General features: G+C 65.6%; 14 protein-coding genes. 7 read left to right on the top strand and 7 right to left on the bottom strand.

What is annotated here, in order from left to right:
- Positions 1-79 precede the first annotated feature (79 nt).
- A complete protein-coding gene (locus tag E0E39_RS05285; RefSeq protein WP_425470609.1) occupies positions 80-2134 on the top strand; it encodes an ATP-dependent DNA helicase UvrD2 in 2055 nt (684 codons plus the stop codon).
- 100 nt (positions 2135-2234) lie between these two features.
- Here E0E39_RS05285 and E0E39_RS05290 read toward each other — a convergent pair whose 3' ends face one another.
- Complete coding sequence (locus tag E0E39_RS05290) at positions 2235-3542, bottom strand: zinc-dependent metalloprotease (protein ID WP_130873791.1); 1308 nt, start codon at positions 3540-3542, stop codon at positions 2235-2237.
- A 140-nt stretch (positions 3543-3682) separates the two neighbouring features.
- On the opposite strand from E0E39_RS05290, the gene E0E39_RS05295 reads away from it, so the two are divergent.
- Genes E0E39_RS05295 through E0E39_RS05305 form a run of 3 tightly spaced genes read left to right on the top strand, consistent with a single transcriptional unit; the run spans position 3683 to position 8113 of the window.
- The gene (locus E0E39_RS05295; protein ID WP_245988207.1) at positions 3683-4723 is read left to right on the top strand and encodes a YlbL family protein; all 1041 of its coding nucleotides are present in this window, start codon (positions 3683-3685) and stop codon (positions 4721-4723) included.
- Entirely contained in the window at positions 4716-5240 is a 525-nt protein-coding gene (locus E0E39_RS05300; protein WP_130873792.1) for a PPA1309 family protein, read from the top strand. Before E0E39_RS05295 ends, E0E39_RS05300 begins: the two co-directional genes overlap by 8 nt.
- On the top strand, positions 5237-8113 hold the full coding sequence (locus E0E39_RS05305) for a UPF0182 family membrane protein (protein ID WP_130873793.1): 2877 nt from the start codon (positions 5237-5239) through the stop codon (positions 8111-8113). The genes E0E39_RS05300 and E0E39_RS05305 overlap by 4 nt, the downstream gene beginning before the upstream one ends.
- Here the strand turns inward: E0E39_RS05305 and E0E39_RS05310 are convergent.
- The 6 genes from E0E39_RS05310 to E0E39_RS05335 form a co-directional block, all read right to left on the bottom strand.
- On the bottom strand, positions 8103-9416 hold the full coding sequence (locus tag E0E39_RS05310) for a M16 family metallopeptidase (RefSeq protein WP_130873794.1): 1314 nt from the start codon (positions 9414-9416) through the stop codon (positions 8103-8105). The genes E0E39_RS05305 and E0E39_RS05310 overlap by 11 nt on opposite strands.
- The gene (locus tag E0E39_RS05315; RefSeq protein ID WP_281275570.1) at positions 9413-10681 is read right to left on the bottom strand and encodes a M16 family metallopeptidase; all 1269 of its coding nucleotides are present in this window, start codon (positions 10679-10681) and stop codon (positions 9413-9415) included. The genes E0E39_RS05310 and E0E39_RS05315 overlap by 4 nt, the downstream gene beginning before the upstream one ends.
- A gap of 3 nt (positions 10682-10684) precedes the next feature.
- Positions 10685-11071 (bottom strand): DUF3040 domain-containing protein, encoded by a 387-nt coding sequence (locus tag E0E39_RS05320; protein WP_130873796.1) that lies wholly within the window; start codon positions 11069-11071, stop codon positions 10685-10687.
- Between the two features lie 76 nt (positions 11072-11147).
- Positions 11148-13307 (bottom strand): transglutaminase TgpA family protein, encoded by a 2160-nt coding sequence (locus E0E39_RS05325; protein WP_130873797.1) that lies wholly within the window; start codon positions 13305-13307, stop codon positions 11148-11150.
- Positions 13304-14554, bottom strand: a complete 1251-nt coding sequence (locus E0E39_RS05330) for a DUF58 domain-containing protein (protein WP_165444650.1) — start codon at positions 14552-14554, stop codon at positions 13304-13306. Before E0E39_RS05330 ends, E0E39_RS05325 begins: the two co-directional genes overlap by 4 nt.
- 1 nt (position 14555) lies before the next feature.
- Complete coding sequence (locus E0E39_RS05335) at positions 14556-15527, bottom strand: AAA family ATPase (protein ID WP_130873799.1); 972 nt, start codon at positions 15525-15527, stop codon at positions 14556-14558.
- A 174-nt stretch (positions 15528-15701) separates the two neighbouring features.
- On the opposite strand from E0E39_RS05335, the gene mraZ reads away from it, so the two are divergent.
- The 3 genes from mraZ (at position 15702) to ftsL (ending at position 17755) form a co-directional block, all read left to right on the top strand.
- Positions 15702-16136, top strand: coding sequence for a division/cell wall cluster transcriptional repressor MraZ (gene mraZ / locus E0E39_RS05340; protein WP_130873800.1), 435 nt, complete (start codon positions 15702-15704; stop codon positions 16134-16136).
- 140 nt (positions 16137-16276) lie between these two features.
- Positions 16277-17233 (top strand): 16S rRNA (cytosine(1402)-N(4))-methyltransferase RsmH, encoded by a 957-nt coding sequence (gene rsmH / locus E0E39_RS05345; protein WP_130873801.1) that lies wholly within the window; start codon positions 16277-16279, stop codon positions 17231-17233.
- A complete protein-coding gene (gene ftsL / locus E0E39_RS05350) occupies positions 17234-17755 on the top strand; it encodes a cell division protein FtsL (protein ID WP_130873802.1) in 522 nt (173 codons plus the stop codon).
- Positions 17756-17803 lie beyond the last annotated feature (48 nt).

A 17803-nucleotide genomic window follows, 5' to 3' on the forward strand; every position in this document is an offset into this window, starting at 1 on the left:
GTGCGCGCCACCGACAAAACCGCAGGGGTGGTGTACACCGACCGGGGTTTTGTCGGCGCGGCCTGTTTGAATGGTCCCCGTGACTGATCCGATCCTCGACGCCCTTGACCCCGAGCAGCGGCGGGTGGCGACGCTGCTGGACCGGCCGTTGGTGGTGTTGGCGGGGGCGGGAACGGGCAAGACGCGGGCGATCACGCACCGGGTCGCCCACGCCGTCCGGGAGGGGCGCTACGTCCCGACCGCGACCCTCGCGGTCACCTTCACCACGCGGGCGGCGGGCGAGCTGAAGTCGCGGCTGGCCGGGCTCGGGGTGCGCAGGGTCTCGGCCCGGACCATCCACGCCGCCGCGCTCAGCCAGTGCCGATACTTCTGGCCCGCGGCCTACGGTTCCGAGTTCCCGGCGCTGCTGGACAACCCCTTCCCGCTGGTGGGACGGGCCGCGAACCGGGTGCTCGGCAACGCCGACACGAACCTGGTGCGGGACCTGATCGGGGAGATCGGCTGGGCCAAGTCCAGCAACGTTCCCCCCAGCCGCTACGCCCGGCTCGCCCGCGGCCGTGAGGTCGCGGGGGTGGAACCCGAACGCGTGGCCCAGGTGATGGAGGCCTACGAGAAGCACAAGACCAGCGCCGGGGTGGTGGATTTCAACGACATCCTCCTGTGCGCGGCCGCGCTGCTGGTGGAACACCCCGCCGTCGCCGAGCAGATCCGGGGCGCCTACCGGCACTTCGTGGTGGACGAGTACCAGGACGTCTCCGCGATCCAGCACCGCCTGGTGTCGCTGTGGGTGGATGGCCGCCCCGACATCTGCGTGGTCGGTGATCCCCAGCAGGCCATTCACGGTTTCGCCGGCGCCAGGGCCGACTGCCTGACGGGTTTCGCATCCGAGCATCCCGGAACCCGTCAGGTGAGACTGGTTCGCAACTACCGCTCCAGCCCGGGTATCGTCCAGCTCGCGAACCGCATCGTGCGCCGCCGTCCCAGCGCGGGGGACCTGCGTCCCACGCGTCCCGAGGGGCCGCCCCCCGAGTTCCACGCCGACGGCACGGAGGAGGACGAGGCCCGGGCCGTGGTCGCCTGGCTGGGGGAGCGGCACGCCGAGGGCGTCCCGTGGGGTGAGTGCGCGGTGCTCTACCGCATCAACGCGCAGTCACCCGTTTTCGAGTCCGCCCTGGACGCCGCCCGCATTCCCTACCAGGTCAAGGGCACCGACCGGTTCTGGGAACGTCCCGAGGTGCGCGACGCGGTGAACCGGCTTCACCGCGCCGCGAAGCGGGGCCCCGGAACCCGGCCGGGGACACTTCTCGACGAGGTGCTTGGCGAGCTGCGATGGAACCCGGAGGCCCCGTCGGGAATGGGCGCCCAGCGTGAACGCTGGGAGTCCATCAATTCGCTGGCGCAGATGATCCGTGACGCCCAGGAGACCACCCCGGACTGGACGGCTCCCGATTTCACCGCCTGGCTGGACGACCACGCGGGCCTCGAAACCCCACCCGCCACCAGCGCCGTCACGCTGGCAACCATGCATGCTGCCAAGGGCCTCGAATGGGATGCGGTGACCGTGGTCGGGGTGCGCGAGGGCATGGTTCCCTTCGCGCTGAGCCAGGAGGAACCCGCGTTGTCGGAGGAGCGGAGGCTCCTGCACGTCGCGGTCACGCGGGCTAGGCGGTGGCTCCGGGTCTCGTGGCCCGGCAAACCTTCCCGTGGTCGTGGTGCGCGCTCCCGGTTCCTGACGGGCCTCGTGCCCGAGGGGCAGGTTCCCGCCACCCGGGCCGACAGGACCGGGCGTGGCAGCGTGCGTTCCCGGACCTGTTTCGTCTGCCGGGAGCAGCTGACCGACGCTGCTGAGCGCAAACTGGGACGTCACCTCGGTTGTGAGGCGCCTTTTGACGAGAAGCTCCTGGCCGCCCTGAAGACCTGGCGATTGGAGACCGCCAACGCTGCATCCCAACCGGCCTTCGTGATCTTCACCGACGCCACTTTGCAGGCCGTCGCCGAGGCCGAACCGGCGGATCGCGCCGAGCTGCTGCGGATCAGTGGCATCGGCACGGTGAAGGCGGACCGGTTCGGCGCGGACGTGCTGCGGATCGTCGCGGAGCACGGCGCGAAGCCCCCGAACTCGGTGGAGGAATGAAAAAAAAGACCTCCGTCGGGAGGCTCGCCTTCCCCTGCGAACCGCATCCAACGGAGATCTTGGTACAAGTCAACCGTGCGGAGGGCACTTTCGTCAAGTGTCACTCACCCAGCAGTTTCCGAAGCTCCGCGTCGAAGTCCCCGTCATCCTGATCCCTGTGGTTCGGGTGGACGTAGGAGAGGGGGTCCTCCAGATGCCGGGCGGTCGGCAGCATGTCGGGATGTCGCCACACGCCATCGCGCTCGAGTGCACCGTGACGATGCTCCATGGCCGCCCACAGATTCTCCGCGTCGCGGATCAGACGGGGACGCAGGTCCAACCCGAGCAGGTCCCGGAAAACCTCGCGGGTGGGGTCCGCGGAGGCGCGGCGTCGACGTATCACCTCGTCGAGCTGCGTGGAGTTGGTCATCCAGCTCGAGGCGGCGCGGTTCGTGACGTGATCCACCCATCCCTCGATCAGTGCCAGCAGCACCTCGAGGCGCCCCAGGATCTCCAGCTGCAGGTCGGTGCTGGCGGGCTTGAAGAAAGAGCCACGCACTTTTTCCCCAACCGCGACGATCTCCTCCAGCGAGACCTCTTCGTCGCCGATGTCCAGTTGTGACGACAGCGCCTCGAAGTCGATCCGGATCTCGCGGGCGTAGTGGGCCAGGAGCGCCTCCAGTTGGGGGGACAACCAACTGATTCCTTGGAACAGTCTCTGCCGGGCGGCCTCTCGCAGCAGCAGATAGAGCATGACGTCGCTGTCGGGCAGATCCAGATCACGGGTGAATTCGGCGACGTTCGCGGGCAGTACCGTCACCGCGGCCCCCTCGGTGAGGGAGATTCCCACCTCCGAGCCGGTGAGTGTGGATCCGGCGACCGAAGCCAGCACCTTGCTCAGCCGATCGCGGTAGATCAACGACGCCGAGGTTCGCATCATGGGTGCGAGCATCGACGAGAAATCGGCGAACTGCGAATCCCCGGGGCCCGTTGTTCCCCGCTGCAGCGCGTCGGCGAGTCCGTCGATGATCGGTTCGACCAGACGTCGCCATCCTGCGGATGTGGCCTCGATCCATTCCTCACGGCGCTGCGTCACCAGCGGTGTTCCCGAGGACGTGAACTGTGTCACCGGGTCCAGCCAGGACTGGGCCAACCGTTCCGCGTCGACTATGGCGAGTCGTTCTCCGGGGGTGAGGGACGGGTCGGGCCCCAGCTCCGATGCGAGATGACGTGCCGCGGTGATCGTGGTTCGCCATGCGGCTTCCGGGTCCTGATCGGCCGGGGTGATGCCGAACCTGATTCCACCGGATTCCTGAAGACGTTGCATCTGTTTCATCAACTCGTCGAGATCCAGGTCATCGGCGTTGAGACCGAGCTGCTCCATCATGCGCTTGAGCTGCTCGAAGTCGAACCCTCCGGGAGTTGACATTGGACATCAGGCCTTTCGCACGGGAAACCGATTCGGAAACCATTCAACCCTATGGGATCAAGGAAAACCGAGAAGGACGGTCCGGTGAGGTCCACTTGGTAGGCTTGTCGCCACCGACACGGCAGGCAAGGAGGGGCGAGTTGTCGCGAAACATGGTGGCCATCGTGTCCTCGGCGCTGTTCGTGCTGCTCGCTGCGGGGCTCATCCTGATCCCGGTGCCGTTCGTGACCTGGCAGCCCGGTAAGACCGTTGACGTGATGGGCAGCACCGAGGAAGGGCCGCTCATCGAGATCTCCGGCATCCCCACGAGCAACAGCGGTGGCAAGTTGCTGATGACAACGGTTTCCACCACACAGGTGGACTCCATCATCAGCCTCCCCGCGGCGCTCATGGCCCATGTCGCGGTTGATTCGGACGCCTTGCCGCGCGATGTCGTGTACCCGGCCGGCAAAACGAACGCCGAGGTGCAGAACGAAGCGGTCGCCATGATGGATTCCTCCCGTGTCAACGCGACCGTCGCCGCTCTCAGGGCGGCGGGACAGCCCGTCACCGAGATGCCGATGGTGTCCTCGGTCAGCCTGTCCGGACCCGCGAACGGGCAACTGCGTCCCGGCGACCTCATCGAGGCCGTGGACGGCAGTGAGGTGACAACCAACGATGAGGTGAAAACCGCCATCCAGACCAGGGCCGTCGGAGATCCCATCGTGTTCAGGGTGCTACGTGGCGGTGCCAGTGAAGAGATCACCGTGACAACCGCTACGGAGCGGGACGGGGCCCCGTATCTCGGGATCTCGCTCTCGGTCGGCTACCGCTACGCACCCTCGGTCGCCTACCGGATCGACCCCGGCATCGTCGGCCCCTCCGCGGGCCTGGTGTTCGCCCTGGCGATCTACGACCGCATCACCGACGGGGTGCTGCGCGAAGGACGCGTGGTTGCCGGCACCGGTCAGGTGGATGCCGCCGGAAAGGTGTACGGCATCGGTGGAATCCGAGAAAAGATCAAGGGAGCGGAGGCCGCCGGGGCGAAGCTGTTCCTGATGCCCGCCAGCAACTGCGCCGACCTGGGGGATCTGCGCACCGACCTCAGGCTGGTTCCCGTGGGTACCCTCAAGGACGCGATCGCCGCGCTGCAGCTGGTCAACGAAGGACAATCCACACAGGAGGTGCCCAGCTGTGGCTGAGGTGGATCCGAGCCGCCTGATCGCGGCCCTGGCCGACATCGAACGTCACGTCTCGGAACTCGGGTGGGATCAACCCGCGCGGCTCTTCGCGCTGGTGGAGACCGCCACGCTGCTCGAGCTGGAACCGCAGTTGCGGGGGCGGGTCACCCAGACCGCGAAGGACGCGTTGACCGCTGTCGAGCAGGAGGACTTCCAACTCGGCGGTGACATCGCCGCCCGACTGGCGTGCTTGACCTGGCCTGCCACCGTTACCGGATGCGCGATCGCGATGGAACGTGCCTTCCTGCCCCCCGGGTTCGAGTCCCAGGTGCCCGTGGAACCCGATGAAGCCATCGAGTTCGTGAACAACCACGAGGCCCGCACCGACGTCCGGGTGGTGGTCGGTGCGCTGCGCGACGGGGCGCGACACGGTCTGGCCCGTGTCCTCAGCAACCCGGAAGACCTGCTCGGCGCCGAGGACCTCGTTCCCGGCCTGGCCGATGCCCTGCTGGCCACGTTCAAGGAGGAGAACGCATGAGCGCAGAAGCCCAAGCCGGTGCCGAGAAGCGCCGAAACCCGTTGTTGATCTCAATTCTGATCGTTGGTGTTCTGGTCCTCCTGGCTGTGGTGGCCGCCCGGTTCTACACCGACTACCTGTGGTTCAGCAGCGTGTCCGCATCGACGGTTTTCACCACTCAGCTGGCTGCCCGGGTGGGGCTGTTCCTGGGATTTGGATTGTTGATGGGGGGTGGGGTGTTCGGTTCCCTGGTGCTGGCCTACCGGCTGCGTCCCCCGGTTCGGCGCGCGAATCTGGATTCCGAATTGCTGCTCCAGTTGCGTGACAACCTGGATCGGCGTTCCCGCATGCTCATGTTGCTGCCCGCTGCTGTGGCTGGCCTGTTGGGCGGTGGGGTGGCCGCCGGCCAGGTTCCGGTCTTTCTGGCATGGGTTCGCGCCACCGACTTCGGCACCCCCGACGCCGTGTTCGGGCTGGACGCCTCTTTCTACGTGTTCCAGCTGCCCTGGTGGCGGTTCGTGCTGAGTTACGTGAGTTTCATGGTGGTGGCCTGTCTCGTCGGGTCGCTGCTGGTCCATTTCCTCACCGGAGCCATGAATTCCACGGCCTTCCGGAGGTCGGGTAATCTCAAGGGAGCTGGCAAGGCGGCCCAACGGCAGGTGTCCATTCTGCTCGGGGTCGCGTTGCTGTTGTACGGACTTGCGTCCTTCCTCGACCGATACGGATATCTGACGTCCCAGAACAACTTGTTCACGGGCGTCAACTACACGGATGCGACCTCCCGGATCCCGGCCAGTCTGATCGTTGCCGCGATCGCGGGGATCTGTGCGCTGGTGTGCTTCTACAACGCATGGCGGGTGCGGTGGAGCGTGCCCGGTATCGCACTGGGGCTGCTGGTGATCTCTGCGATGATCCTCACCGCCGTCTACCCGTGGGCGGTTCGTAGTTTCGTGGTCAAACCCAACGAACCCGACCTGGAACGTCCCTGGATAGCGAACAACATCGAGGCGACACGAAAAGCCTTCGGGATCGATTCGGTTCAGATCACGGATTACGAGGCCGTGGACAGTGTCAGTGCAGGGCAGCTGCGCGCCGACGCGGCTGCGTTGCCCGCGATCCGGTTGATGGACCCGGCCATCATCGCCCCGACCTTCGAGCAGCTCCAGCAGGTGCGCGGCTACTACCGGTTCCCCTCGACCCTCGACGTCGACCGCTACAACCTGGACGGCCGGGAAACGGATTCCGTCGTCGCCGCTCGCGAGCTCGACCTGAACGCTGTCGAGGCGGGCAACACGTGGAACAACATGCACACGGTCTACACCCATGGTTACGGCCTGGTGGCGGCGTACGGCAACCGTCGCGAATCAAACGGGGAACCCACCTACTTCTCGGGAGGTATCCCGACCGAGGGTCTGATCAAGCAGGAACAGCCCCGCATCTACTTCGGTGAGGAGTCCAAACACTGGGTCATCGCCGGTGCCCCCGATGGCGCGGAACCAGTGGAACTCGACACCCCTGGAGGCGGGCAGGAACACACCGAGACCAAGTACACCTACCAGGGCAGCGGTGGCGTTCCCGTCGGCGATCTCCTGAACAAGACCGCGTTCGCCGTGCGTTTCGGGGACATCAACCTGCTGCTCTCCGAGAGGGTCAATCCCAACTCGCGTCTACTGTTCAACCGGGTTCCCGTGGACCGGGTCAAGGAGGTGGCGCCGTTCCTGACGGTCGACTCCGATCCCTACCCGACGGTGGTCAACGGGCGTATCGTCTGGATCATCGACGCCTACACCACCACCGCTGACTACCCGAACTCGACCCGCGTCGACTGGACCCAGGCCACCAAGGACACCCGTACCAGTGGTGATCGCACGGCCTCCGGCACGCAGGTCAACTACGTCCGCAACTCGGTCAAGGCGACAGTGGACGCCTACGACGGCACCGTCACCCTCTACGGTTGGGACGAGTCGGATCCCATCCTCCAGACCTGGTCAAAGGTCTATCCGGGGATCATCACTCCCAAGTCCGAGATCAGCCCCGAACTGATGGCGCATCTGCGATACCCGCAGGACCTTTTCAAGGTGCAGCGCCAGATGCTGGGGCTCTACCACACGACGAACCCGTACACCTTCTTCCAGCAGTCGGACATCTGGGAGGTGCCATCCGATCCCGTCAAGGGCGGTGAGAACGGGACAAAGGAACCCCCTTATTTCCTGACCATCAAGTGGCCCGGGGAGGAACAGGCCCACTATTCGAACACGACGGTCTTCGTCCCGCGGGGACGTGAGAATCTCTCGGTCTACATGGCGGTGAATGCGGACGCGATCAGCCCGAACTATGGTCAGCTGCGAGCGTTGAAACTCTCTGACGCCAAACAGATTCCCGGGCCGGGGCAGACGTTCAACGCGATCTCTACCAACGAGGCCGTGGCGGAGCGGCTGCTTCCGTTCAACCGTCAGGGCAACACGAGCGCCATCTACGGGAACCTGCTCACCATCCCGGTCGGTGGCGGGTTGATGTACGTGCAGCCGATCTACACCCAGACCAGCGCCACCAGCGGCGGTTATCCCGCACTGCGGTTCGTCGTGGCGCGTTTCGGTGAACACGTGGGCATCGGCGACACCCTGAAGGCGGCACTCGACCAGGTGTTCCAGGGCGACGCAGGAGCCGAGACGGGTGAAAAGCCCGTGGAGAGTTCCACGAATGGACAGCAGCAGCCCCCACCGACGTCTGAGGAGGACACCAAGGAACAGGCGAAGGCGCTGCTGAAAGAGGGCGTGACCCTGTTCGCAGAGGCTGATCAGGCGCTGAAGGCTGGTGACCTCGCCACCTATCAGCAGAAGACCAACGAGGCAAAGGCCAAGACGGAAAAGGCGCTCGCCCTGCTCAACCAGTGAGCGTGGTCTGGATTCCGGCGGCCTGCAGGCCGGGCTTGAGCGCCTCGGCCGGGCCGCCGATCACGATGGTGACGTCCTCGGGGCGGATGTTCGCTCGCCAAGCGGTGTTGACCTGTTCTGTCGTGGCATTGGCCAGGGCAGCGCGGTGGTGATCCACGAAGTCGGGGTCGAGGTCCGCAGCGATCAGGGCCGCGGCCTGGACCGTGATGTCGGCTGCCGTCTCGTACCGCAGAGGAGAGGCCTGTACCAGATAGCGGGCGGCATCCCTGACCTCGTCATCGGTGAAGGGGTCGGGTGACAGGAGCGCATCCAGGATACGAGCGGTGGCATCTGCTGCTGAGGTGTTGCTCAGGGCTGTCTCCAGCATGAGAGAGCCCCCCGTGCGGCGTGCCGACACCCCACCCGAAACGCCGTAGGTGTACCCGAGACGTTCGCGGAGCTCCAGGTTCAGGCGACTGGCGAATGCCCCGCACAAGATGTGCCCGCCCAGTTTGAGGGATGCCCAGGCAGGGTCCCGGCGACCAGGGGTTGGGACGAATGCCTGGACCACGGTCTGGGCCGCATGCGGGAGATCGACCAGCACGATTCCGGGGCGGCCGGGGATTCCTTGAGGAGGCGGCGAAGGGGCGCGGGTGCCCTGCCAGGTCTCCAGGGGAGCCACGAGCTCCTCCGGGTCCAGGCCCTTCAGATCGCCGGCGAGGATCAACGTCGAGCCATCGGGTACCCATGTGCGTTCATGCCACTCCCGGGCTGCTTCACGGGTGATCGCCCCCAAGGTCTCGGGGGAGCCTGCGAGGGGACGTCCCTCGCGTTGTTCCGAGCCGAACAAGGAGGTGTGCAGGGTTTCCCGGGTGACAGCCGTGGGGGAGGCCATCCTGGTTCTCCAAGCGGCAATCTGGGTCTCGACGTGATGAGCCAGGTCGGGCTCATCGAAGGCCGGCTCCCTGACCACGGAAGCGAACAGCTCCAGTGCCTTCGGCAAGCGGCGGGCCGGTGCGCTCAGACCCAGACGGGTGTACCCCCACGTGGATTTTCCGAGCAGTGTGGCTCCTTGCAGTTCAAGCCGCTCCACGACGTCGGGCAGGGTGATGGTGGCCTCGTCGCAGGAGTGCAGGACCACGGTGGCCACCCCTTCCAATTCGCGAGGCTCGGCTTCGAGAGGGGCGGGAAGCACCAGCTCCACGGAGGCGAGGGCCTGGCCTGGCAGATCGATGAAAGCAACATCCAGCCCTGAGCCGAGTGAGGAGCGAAGTAGTTTCGGGAAATGCCACGGGCGTGGTTCCACTATGGCGGGACGGATCACGATGCACCCTTCGGCAAGTAGTGAAGCTGGCTGGACGAGGGGCGATTCGTGAGCACACGGAACACATCGTCGGAGGTCACAGCCGCGAGGTCGGCCAGTCGGTTGTTGATCAGCGCCGGATCACCCATGGTCGTCCATGTGTCGGCCGTGGCTTCCGCGCGGTCCTCGACGGCGGCAAGCTCGAGGAGCCAGCCGCGTTCGTACTGGGCCTTGGCCCGCTCCAGCTCCTGTTCGGACGGGGCTTCCATGTCAGCCAGTTCTTCCAGGATCGCCTCGGCCAGCTCCCGGGTATCCACCCCATCCGCGGGCCTTGCGCTCAAGGACGCGATGGAAGGGGAACGGAGATGACCCAGCAGCGTGCCGTGCACTTCGTGGGCGATACCCCGTTCTCTGACGAGCCGACGATGGAGACGGGACGCGTGCCCATCCGAGAGCACGGACAACCCCAGTTCCAAGGCCATGAGGCCGGGCGTGCCGGCCGCCGGAGCCTGCCACGAGCAGTACACCAGGGGATGGGGGACCTCTCCGGTGACGGTGATGTTCCCACCCGGCAGCGTGGATTCCGTGATGGCCTTCCGTGGGGGCGGGGAAAGATCCTCGAGATCGCCGAAGTATCGCTCGACCAGGTTGATGGTCTCATCCGGGTCGAGTGCCCCACAGACTACCAGTTTTGCATGTGAGGGGCGATACCATCTCGAGTGGAAGGCCGTCACCTCAGCCAGGCTCGCTGCTGCCAGGTCCGCCATGGAACCTATGGGCAGGTGCCCGTAAGGATGTCCGGAACCGAAGTGTTGCCCCACCAAACCCGCCAACAGATCCCCGTAGGGCCGGTTGTCGTAGCGTTGACGCTTCTCCTGGGCCACCACGTCACGTTGGGCGTCGAGATTTTCCTGCGTCACCGCGAGGCTGCGAAGACGATCCGCTTCCAGCCACAGCACCAGTTCCAGGGCCCCTACCGGTACGCACTCGTGATAGACCGTGCGATCGGTGGATGTGAAGGCGTTGACGTTGCCGCCCGAGGCCTCGATCACGGACATGTGCTCCCCCGGGGCCACCCTGGAGGAGCCCTGGAACATCAGGTGCTCGAAAAGATGGGCGAAACCCGTGCGTCCCGGGGTTTCGTCGACGGATCCCACCTGAAAACTGAGATTGACGGCCACGGCGGGAGCGTGCGGATCGGGCAGCAGAGCAAGCTCAAGTCCATTTCCCAACCGATATCTGACAACGGTGAATCCGGACGATACGGGAAATCGGGTATCGGCCACGATTCAAAGATCGCCGCCCTGCTGACGCTTGCGCCAGCGTTCTTCCAACTTGTTCATGAAGTCCGTTCCGGAAACGGAGGGGCGGGTGGACCTGCTGGAGAGGCGTGTCGTATCCGTCTGACCCTCCACTCTGGGCCATGCGCTGATCCCGGTGATCGCTGCGATGAGCATCATGACGAAGCCGATGATGGAGATCACCGGCTGGAACTGGACCCCGAGGATCAGAGCGGTCAGTCCCGCCACGAAGACCACCCCGGCGAAGGCGGCGCGGCGACGCTGGACGCGGAACTGAGGAGCACCCCTCAGGGTGTCTGCGAATTTCGGGTCATCGGCGAGCAGCGAGGCCTCAAGCTGGTCCAAGCGCTTTTGCTCCTGCTCAGACAAAGCCATCGTGGTCTCCTGTCCTGGTTCTTCGGGCACCCCGTCCCTGCCATTGTAGGTGCCCTGCTGGATGGGTGGGAAAAGGCTATCGCGAATCGCGGTCCGGTTCTCCGCCACGGGCGTTCCTCGACGGCCACAGGGATGCGGGAAACAGGAACGCCAGCAGACGTTTCAGGGTGGGGACGCCCCTGCGAAGCTCACGGGTCAGGAGCCTCACGCGCTCAGGAAGCTGATTCGTCGGTGGGGATTCGCGGGCGAACTGGGTGCGCTGCACGACCTCGGCCACCTCGAGCAGATGTGCTGCCGTGCCCTCGGGAAGATCGGGCCCCATGGCCTTGGCCGCTTCGACGGGCGAGCCCGGCAGAAAAACTCGGCCGAGATCCCGGTGGGAAGCTGCCAGTTCACGCCACGCGGCGGCGGCAGCGGGCGCCGGGGGTTGCCCGTTGCGCAGGCGCCAGGCGCGTAGGGACAGTCGTACCACGGCGGGGGAGAGCAGCAGCAGAAGCGCGGGAAGCGTCCAGATCAGCCAGGTCCAGTTCGCAGAGCTGCTCCTGGATGTTCCCGGGGTTGTCTGCTCTGAGGATGGCGTCGGTTCGGTGGGCCGGGGTTCGGGGGATGCGGCCTGCGTGCTCGGAGGCGTCATGGGTTCGGAACTCGGCGGAGACGGTGAGGAGTTCTCCCCCGTGGTGGAGGAACCGATGGACTTGGTCGGTTCAAATGGCAACCAACCCAGACCTTCGAAATACAGCTCGGGCCAGGCGTGCATGTTGTCGGTGGTCACCTTGTAGCCCTCCCCGTCCCGTGTGCCACCCGTGAAACCGATCGCGACGCGCGACGGAATGCCCTCGAGCCGAGCGAGTATCGCCATGGCCGTGGCGAAGTGGATGCAGTAACCGGCCTGGTCCTTCAACAGGAAGGCGCTGATGGTTTCCGTTCCGGTCGATGCGGGGGCCTGAAGGGTGTAGGTGAACCTGTCGGAGGTCAGATATTCCTCGATCGCCTTTGCCTTGGCGCCATCGGTACTCGCGTTTCCGGTGATCTTGGCGGCCAGGCCCCGAACCTCGTCGGAGATGCCGTCGGGAATCCTGAGGGTTTCCTCACCCGCCGGGTCCGATCCTGCACGAGCAGTTGCCAGGGATGCTCCTCCGGTCGGGATCACGGAGGTGACCCGATATTCCAGGTTCGCTGTCTGATCCGCTCCCCGATCACCCGTCGCCACCACGGAGAGGGTGTTCTGATCGAAACCCCAGTTTCCGGACGCGTCGAAACCGTCGACCGCGAAAGGAGCCGGCAGGTACTGGGAGGGAAAGCGCATCGAGACGTTGACGTCAATCCTTTCCCCAGGGGCGTCGTAGGCCTCTCGGATGCCTGAGCTGCGCAGCCTCATGGATTCCAGCTGTGCGCCGTCGGTGGTCAGATGGGTCAGGGCCGTGGTGCGTAGGTAGTGGGGTTTTTGATCGCTGGCGCGATACGTGAGAACGTCGACGGGGTTCGGGCGTTGCAGATTGCGACTCAGCTCGATGGTCGGGTCGCTGAGCTGGATGGGTTTGTCGGTGCCGCTGTTCAACCAGGGTTGTTTGTGGCCCATGGGCAGGACGGATGTGATACCCAGGGTCAGGGCCGCGGCCGCCGTGGCGGCGATCAGACCGACGAACCAACGTGCCAGTTGGAATCCTGTTCCGCCGCGGGCAATGCCCGGTCCACCGGCTGTGAGCAGGATCGCGACATAACCGCCCGCAACCAGCAGGAAACCCGTGAAGCCGAGATCGGTGGGATGCACGAGCGCGGTGAGGGCATACGGCAGTGCCAAGGGGGCAATCACCCAGGCCGGTTGTTCCAGGGATTCGGCCAGCACGTAGGAAACCAGCCACAACACGAATGCCAGGAGCAGCAGTAGCCAACCCAGCGCGGGATGATCGGGAATCGGCGGCCGCGACTCTCGCAGGAACTGGAAACCGCTGGTGAGCAGGTTCGGAATTCCGGTCACTGGGGAACCAGTCGGTGCAACGGTCGTTCCCAGCCAGATCAGCAGGACCGTTCCGGACAGGGCAGCCAGTGTCACGGACCAGGAACGTCTCAGGCGGAGCAGCGCGACCGCGGCGCCGATCAGGCCGGGCAGCCCGATCGTCAGGAGCAAGGACCACGAGAACACGGGGGCGGCGAACAGGGGGCCGAGGGAGAGCATGGACAGGGTCACCGCGACCGAGATCACCGGGGGCAGGAGAGCTGAGGATCTGTTGTTCACCGGGCCTCCCGCTGGGCGACGAGTCGACTCCAGGCCTGTGTGACGGATGTGTCGGGGCCGAAGGTCGCCACGTTCCACCCGGATGTGGTGAGCAGTCGGCAGGCCTCCTCGTGGGCGACCACCACCTCCACCGGGAGACGAAAAGCACGCGCGTCCGGGACCAGGGCATCGATGTCGGCGACCCTGGTCGTCGCTGCAGCGAGTGCTGCTGCGTCACGGGAGTGGAGCAGGCCGAGTCCGGCGACCACGGCTCGTGCGGTCCCGAGGGCATCCGGGTCTGCGAGACAGTCTTCCAGGAAGGAACGTCCGGATGGTTCGACGTCGGTCACGGTGGCCAGCAGCCGGGACGCGGCGCCCGTTGATTCGCCGTTGACAGGGCGGAAGATCACTCCGTCGGAGCCGAGAAGACCGACCCTGAGACGATCGCGAAGAAGCTCGACCGCCAGGGAAGTGCACAGCGACAGCACCCATTCCAGCGTGGAGTTGGGTCCGCTGCCGATGTGCGCAGTGGCCCGTGTGTCAACGATGATCGTCATGGCCGGATCCCAGGGCTGCTCCTCCAGGCGGACCATCAGCTCACCACGTTTTGCACTCATCCTCCAGTGCACGCGACGCATTCCGTCGCCGTGACGGTGTTCGCGTACCAGGACGTCATCGGTACCCGCGTTCCCGATGCGCTGCGGGGTGGCGTCCCCGCTGGCCCCCGACGCCCGGCCACCCCTGGGGAGGGCCAGAGGCCACAGCCTCGGCGTCACGCGCAGCGACGTGGTGTGTTCGGTTGCCTGCCAACTGCGCCAGGCAACCCCGAAGGCGTCGGAATTGCGTACCAGCAGGGGGCCGATCCGGAAGTGGCCGCGCTGTTGGGTGGCGATGTCGTACCCGGCTGCCTGGGTCCAGCGTCCCAGGCCGCGAATGAGGTCGAAGGTTGCATCGCGCCCCAGCGCGTCGGGAAGCCGATCACGAAAACCGAGCGCGGAGAAGGAAACCGTCCTGCTGCTCGTGACCAACAGGCGTACCCGGGCCGCATCCCCGACGGGCAGGGAATCGGGCACGACGGACCGTTCGCAGGTGAGGCGTGGTGGCAGAGCCATCACGATCACGAGCCCCAGGACGGGTAGCGACAGGATGAACACCCCCACCCACGCCAGATCGGGTTCGCCGATCATGGTTGCTCCCGCGGCGATGAGGCCACCGAACATCAACATCGTCAGGCCGCGTCCCGTGAGCCCGAATCGGAACCCCTGCATGTCAGTTCCGGTGTGGTGGCTGGGTGGTGTTGACGATGCGTGTGATGACGCTCTCGTTCGACTGACGGGCGATTTGCGCATCCACGGTCAACAAGACCCTGTGGGCCAGCAGCGGAACGGCCAGGGTCGCGACATCCTCCGGGATGACGTAGTCGCGTCCTTGGAGGGCGGCCTCGACCCGGGCCGCGCGCATCAGGTGGACGCAGGCGCGGGGACTTGCGCCGAGACGGAGCTCCGGGTCGGCGCGGGTGGAGCTCACGAGCCTCACGATGTAGTCGTTTATCACGGGCGCGACGTAGATCCCCTGCATTGCGGCGATGGCCCTTTCCACATGGGCGACGTCCGTGACGGGGCGGACTGCGGTGAGTTGATCTCCTCCTGCCTGGGCCGTGAGCATGGCCATTTCTGCCTGGTGTCCGGGATAGCCCATCTCGATTCTCGCCATGAAACGGTCACGCTGGGCCTCTGGTAGTGGATAGGTGCCCTCCATCTCGATCGGGTTCTGGGTCGCCACCACCATGAAGGGCTGTTTGAGCTGGTAGGTCTGCCCGTCTGCGGAAACCTGTCCCTCGGCCATTGCCTCCAGCAGCGCGGACTGGGTTTTCGGTGATGCCCGGTTGATCTCGTCCCCCAGCACGATGTTGGCGAAGATGCCGCCGGGTTTGAACTCGAACTCACGACTCTGCTGGTTGAAGACCGACACTCCGGTGACATCACTCGGAAGCAGGTCGGGGGTGAACTGGATGCGGCTGACCGCCCCCGAGATGGAACGTCCGAGAGCCTTGGCGAGAACGGTCTTGCCGACCCCGGGCACATCCTCGAGCAGGAGATGTCCCCGTGCGAGCAGCACCAGAACCGCCATGTGTATCTGGTGTGGCTTGCCCTCTATGACGCTGCCGATCGACTGTTTCACCTGGTTCGCCAGCGCACTCACCTCGGCCAGCGCCAGGGGGGTTGCAGCGGTCTGGGTCATGGGGCTCCTCGGGGCTAGCGACGCTTTTCTGACGTGGATGAAGCCTAGGGCATCGACCAAACACGCCCAACGGGTGAGGACACGCGTTGAGTGGAGCTGTGATGGAGGAAAGTGGGGTAGTGTGGGGGCAAATGGAGCGAAGTGGGGGCTTTGTGGAGGAGAGGGGGTTTCCGGTTGTTCCTTGGCACGCACACGCCGAAATTGGACGAGAAGGGGCGTTTGATCCTTCCCGCGAAGTTTCGGGAGGCGCTCGGGGGGGGACTCGTCGTGACGCGTGCACAGGAACGAGCACTTGCCATCTATCCCAAGGACACGTTCGAGGCGCTCATGGCTCCCGTGAGTGCCGCACCCTCCACGCTGAAGCAGGTTCGCGACTACCAGCGCATGCTGACCGCAGGAGCCAGCTTCGAGGTTCCGGACCGGCAGGGGCGGATCACGATCCCCCCGATCCTTCGCGCCTACGCGGGTCTGGAACGCGACGTCGTGGTGATCGGCGCCATGAACAGGGCCGAGATCTGGGACGCCGAGCACTGGGCCGAGTACCAGGCGGAGCAGGAATCCGGTTTCGCCGAACTCGACGCGGAGCTGCTGTCCCAGCTGGGGCAGTGAGATCCCCGAGGTGGTGGTCCGTCACCGGGGTTGACCCTGGCCTTCCTTCCCCGAGGCCAGGTGCGATTCCGGTGAGGGAACCTCTGGTTCGGGGGACGTGAGCAGATGAATCGACGAGACAAACAGGAGGGAGGCGAATCATGACGACCGGCGATGACATCCACGATCCGGTCATGCTCGACCGTGTGGTCGAGTTGTTGCTTCCGCCCCTCGTTCCGCCCGGCGCCGTCTACGTCGACTGCACCGTCGGTCTCGGCGGTCACGCCCGTGCGATTCTGACGGCAGCCCCGTCAGCGCGGCTCATCGGTATCGACCGTGACCCGGACGCCCTGGACGTGGCCCGGGAACGGCTCGCATCGTTCGCGGAACGGGTCACCCTCGTCAAGGCCGTCTACGACGAACTGCCGGAGGTCCTCACCGATCTCGGTGTCGGCCAGGTGCATGCGGTGCTCGCCGATCTCGGGCTCAGCTCCCTGCAGATAGAGCGCGAGGAGCGGGGATTTGCTTATCGGGTCGATGCTCCCCTCGACATGCGCATGAGCAGGGGGGAGGGGCGTAGCGCCGCGGACCTGCTCAATTCCGCCACCCCGGTGGAACTCGTGCGGATTCTCCGAAGCCATGGCGAGGAGAGGTTTGCGGAACGAATCGTCGCCGCGATCGTTCAAGAACGGGAGAAGCAACCCTTCAGCTCGTCAGGTCGCCTGGTGGACGTCATCTCGGGTGCCCTCCCGGCCGCGGCCAGGCGCTCCCCGGGGCATCCTGCCAAACGAACCTTCCAGGCTCTCCGGATCGAGGTCAACGATGAGCTGGGAGCCCTGGAGAAGTTCCTGCCTGCCGCGACCGATTCTCTTGCGCTGGGGGGGCGGATCGCTGTGCTGGCCTATCACTCACTGGAGGACAGGCGCGTCAAACGGCACCTCGCGGCATTGGCCGCCGACGGGACGCCGCGGGACATGCCCATCGTCCCCGAGCACATGCAGCCCCGTTTCACACTCCTGACCCGGGGGGCCGAGCGGCCCTCGGAACAGGAGGTCCAGTCGAACCCGCGTGCGGCATCCGCCAGGCTACGTGCCGCAGCCCGAGTCAAGGAGGCATAGTTGAGTGCGCTTGCCGCCGAAATCGAGCAAACGACCCGGGAGACCTCGCGTCCCCGGCTGCGGCTCGTTCCTCCGGTCAAGGCCCGTGTCTCCACGTTCGGGTTCCTCCTGATACTGGCCGCCCTGGTGGTGGTGGGTATGGTTTTCGTCATGGTCGTGACCACGCAGGTCGGTGCCCAGTCCCGCGATCTTTCAAACCTTCGACGAGAAGCAACACAGCTGTCCTACGAGGTGGCGGCCCGCCGCACGGAGCTTCAGGGCGTCTCCAGCAGCGGATCGCTTGCTCTTCGGGCCGCGGAACTCGGAATGGTACCGAACCCCTTCCCTGCTTTTGTCGATCTTTCAAACGGAGCCATTGTGGGGCAGCCTCAGCAGGTGAAGGGAGATGAGGCGCCTTATCTGACCGAGCGGCCAGGACCTCTACAGACACCAGCCCCTGCCGCGTCGGAGCCGGCTGCTCCCCAGACGCCACCTGCGCCGACCGGGGAGGCGTCTTCGCGAACAGGGGAAGGTGAGCGGTGAGCCGCCGCCCGGCCGGTCACAGGAGGCGCCGCTCCTGGAAGCTGCCCC

Source organism: [Pseudopropionibacterium] massiliense (assembly GCF_900607225.1).
GTDB classification, from domain to species: domain Bacteria; phylum Actinomycetota; class Actinomycetes; order Propionibacteriales; family Propionibacteriaceae; genus Arachnia; species Arachnia massiliensis.